Raw genomic sequence first — 2,725 nt, forward strand, 5'->3', positions numbered from 1 at the left:
CCCAGGCCTCGGTCGGCGCCACCATGCGGCTGGGCTTCGACCTGCCGGTCGATTACGGCCCGCCGCGGATCCGGCCGAGCATCCCGGGTTCGGATTTCTTCATCCCGACCAGCGGCTTCGGCTGGTACGTCTTCGCCAGCGTCGAAGGCCGCGCCGTGGCCCGCAACATCTTTCTCGACGGCAACACCTTCGAGGACAGCCCGCATGTCACCAAGAACCCGCTGGTCGCCGACCTGCAGCTCGGCGTCGCCATGACCATCGCCGGCGCCCGCATCGCCTACACCCACGTCTTCCGCACCCAGGAATTCGAGGGCCAGAAGGGCGGCGACCTCAGCCAGTACGGCGCGCTGTCGGTGTCGTTGCGGTTCTAAGGCGGCTTCGTAGGTGAATTGTTAGCCGTCCTCTCCGGCTGTCATGCCCGGACTTGATCCGGGCATCCAGAGTCTGTCGACATCCTCTGGATTGCCGGGTCAAGCCCGGCAATGACAGGAGAGGGGGAGACCAGGAAGAGGGGAGGCCGGCGCGTTAGCCCTGCCGCGCGGCCAGCGCCTTGGCGATGCGGGCGCCGATTCGGGCGTTGTGCTCGACCAGGGCGATGTTGGCGACCAGGCTGCGGCCCTCGGTCAGGACGACGATGCGGGCCAGCAGGTAAGGCGTGACGTCCTTGCCGCCGATGCCGTCGCGCCCGGCATCGGCCAGGGCGCTGGTGATGGCGGCGTCGATCTCCGCCTCCGGCAGCGCATGCGCCTCCGGGATCGGGTTGGCGACCACCGCGCCGGCGGTGAAGCCGAGCGCCGCCTGGGCGTCGAGCAGGGCGGCGACCTCCTCCGGCGTGTCGCGGCGCAGCGCCAGGGCCAGGCCGCTGGAGCGGCAGAAGAAGGCGGGCAGGGTGTCGGTCCCGTAGCCGATCACCGGCACGCCGCGGGTCTCGAGATATTCCAGCGTCTTGGGCAGGTCGAGGATCGACTTGGCGCCGGCGCAGACCACGGCGACCGGGGTGCGCGCGAATTCCTCGAGGTCGGCGGAGATGTCGAAGCTGGTCTCGGCGCCGCGATGGACGCCGCCGATGCCGCCGGTGGCGAACACTCGGATGCCGGCCAGATGCGCCGCGATCATCGTCGCCGCCACGGTGGTGGCGCCGAGCCCGCCCGAGGCCAGGATCGCCCCCATGTCCCGCCGCGACAGCTTGGCCACGTCCTTCGCCGTCGCCAGCCGCTGCAGCAGGGCATCGTCCAGCCCGACATGGATGCGACCGTCGGCCACGGAGATCGTTGCCGGCACCGCGCCCTCTTCGCGGATGAGGCCCTCGACCCGGCGCGCCATCTCCAGATTCTGCGGATAGGGCATGCCGTGCGAGATGATCGTGCTCTCCAGCGCCACCACCGGGCGGCCGGCGGCCAGGGCGGCGGAGACCTCGGGGGCGATCGAGAGAAGGCTGTTCATGGCGTCGATTGATCCGCGCAAAGTGGTCGGTCCGGACGGTCTGTCGTCATCACTCGCCCGGCTCCGGATAGCCGTAGCGCGGCACGGCGGGATAGCCGTAGCGGGGTGTCGGGTGGTCGTAGCCCGCCGGGGGGTATCCGTATGCCGGGCCGTCATTCGCACAGGCGCTGCACAGCAGCAAGAGCGTGAGGCACAGCAGGGCGCGGGTCATCGCTTCTCTCTCTATGGCCAGGCAGAGATCATAGACCGCCGGCGCAGCACATCCACCGTCAGGGTTTCCGGCACCGCGGTCGGGGCCTCCAGCGCCAGGGCCGAGGCGGCGCGGCCGAGCCTTGCCGCATCGGGCAGGGACAGCCCGGTGACGAGGCCGTACAGGGTGCCGGCCATCGCCGCATCGCCGGCGCCGGTGACGTCGACGATCTCGGCCGGGCAGGCGGGAATGGCGGCTTCATCAGTGGCATCGGCGATCAGGGCGCCCTCGCTGCCGCGGTTGAGCACGACCCGGCCGACGCCGGCGGCACGCAGCCGGCGCAGCGCCGCCCAGGACGTCGCCTCGTCGTCGACGGGCTGGCCGGTGATCGCTTCCGCTTCGTCGCGGTTGAGGCACAGCAGGCCGATGCCACCGAGCAGGCCGCGCAGCTTTTCCGATTTCGGCGAGGACACGGCGTCGACCGCCACCAGGGCCGGCCGCCCGGGATGGGACAGGATGGCGGCCAGCCCCTCGGCCGGCAAATTGGCATCGACGAACCAAGCCGCGGCCGGCGCGGCCGCCGCCAGTGCCGGGGCCAGCACCTCCGGCCCCATCTCGTCATAGATGCCCATATCGGCGATCGCGACCGCCATCTCGCCATCGGGCTCGATCACGGCGGTGTAACTGGCGGTGCCGCTGGTTTCAGACCGGGTCACCAGCGACAGGTCGAGGCCCAGGCGCTGCATCGCCGCCAGGATGCGGTCGGCCGACGGGTCGTGCCCCATGCGGCTGACCAGACCGACCGGCAGGCCCAGCCGGGCCAGCGTCTCGGCCACGTTTCGGGCCACGCCGCCGAGGCTGGTGCGGATGGTGACCGGGTTCGAGGTGCCCAGGCGCACGGTGCGGTGGGCGCGGGCCTGGCGGTCGATATTGGCGGCGCCGAAGCACCAGACGGGCAGGGGCATCAGGGTCTCTCGCAACCGACCTTTGCGTCAGGCGGGCCGCACCCTGCGTCCGGTTCCGGCGAAAGGCAAGCGTCGGGGCTTGCGAAGCGTCCCCGCAAGCGGCAGCATCCAGCCCATGCGCCGCCTG

At 71.2% G+C, this 2,725-nt stretch carries 4 protein-coding genes; 1 reads left to right on the plus strand and 3 read right to left on the minus strand.

Annotation, left to right across the window (positions count from 1 at the left end; translation table 11 throughout):
- A partial coding sequence (locus tag AC3XYG_RS18015; protein WP_489141230.1) for a lipid A-modifier LpxR family protein occupies window positions 1-371 on the plus strand: 371 nt, incomplete at its 5' end.
- 154 nt (window positions 372-525) lie between these two features.
- On the opposite strand, the gene AC3XYG_RS18020 is transcribed toward AC3XYG_RS18015, so the two are convergent.
- The 3 genes from AC3XYG_RS18020 to AC3XYG_RS18030 are packed head-to-tail and all read right to left on the minus strand — an operon-like array spanning window position 526 to window position 2,598.
- Complete coding sequence (locus AC3XYG_RS18020; RefSeq protein ID WP_489141231.1) at window positions 526-1,443, minus strand: pseudouridine-5'-phosphate glycosidase; 918 nt, start codon at window positions 1,441-1,443, stop codon at window positions 526-528.
- 49 nt (window positions 1,444-1,492) lie between these two features.
- Window positions 1,493-1,654 (minus strand): hypothetical protein, encoded by a 162-nt coding sequence (locus AC3XYG_RS18025; RefSeq protein ID WP_489141232.1) that lies wholly within the window; start codon window positions 1,652-1,654, stop codon window positions 1,493-1,495.
- 11 nt (window positions 1,655-1,665) lie between these two features.
- A complete protein-coding gene (locus AC3XYG_RS18030) occupies window positions 1,666-2,598 on the minus strand; it encodes a carbohydrate kinase family protein (protein ID WP_489141233.1) in 933 nt (310 codons plus the stop codon).
- Between the last annotated feature and the right edge of the window lie 127 nt (window positions 2,599-2,725).

This window comes from Inquilinus sp. (assembly GCF_057815775.1).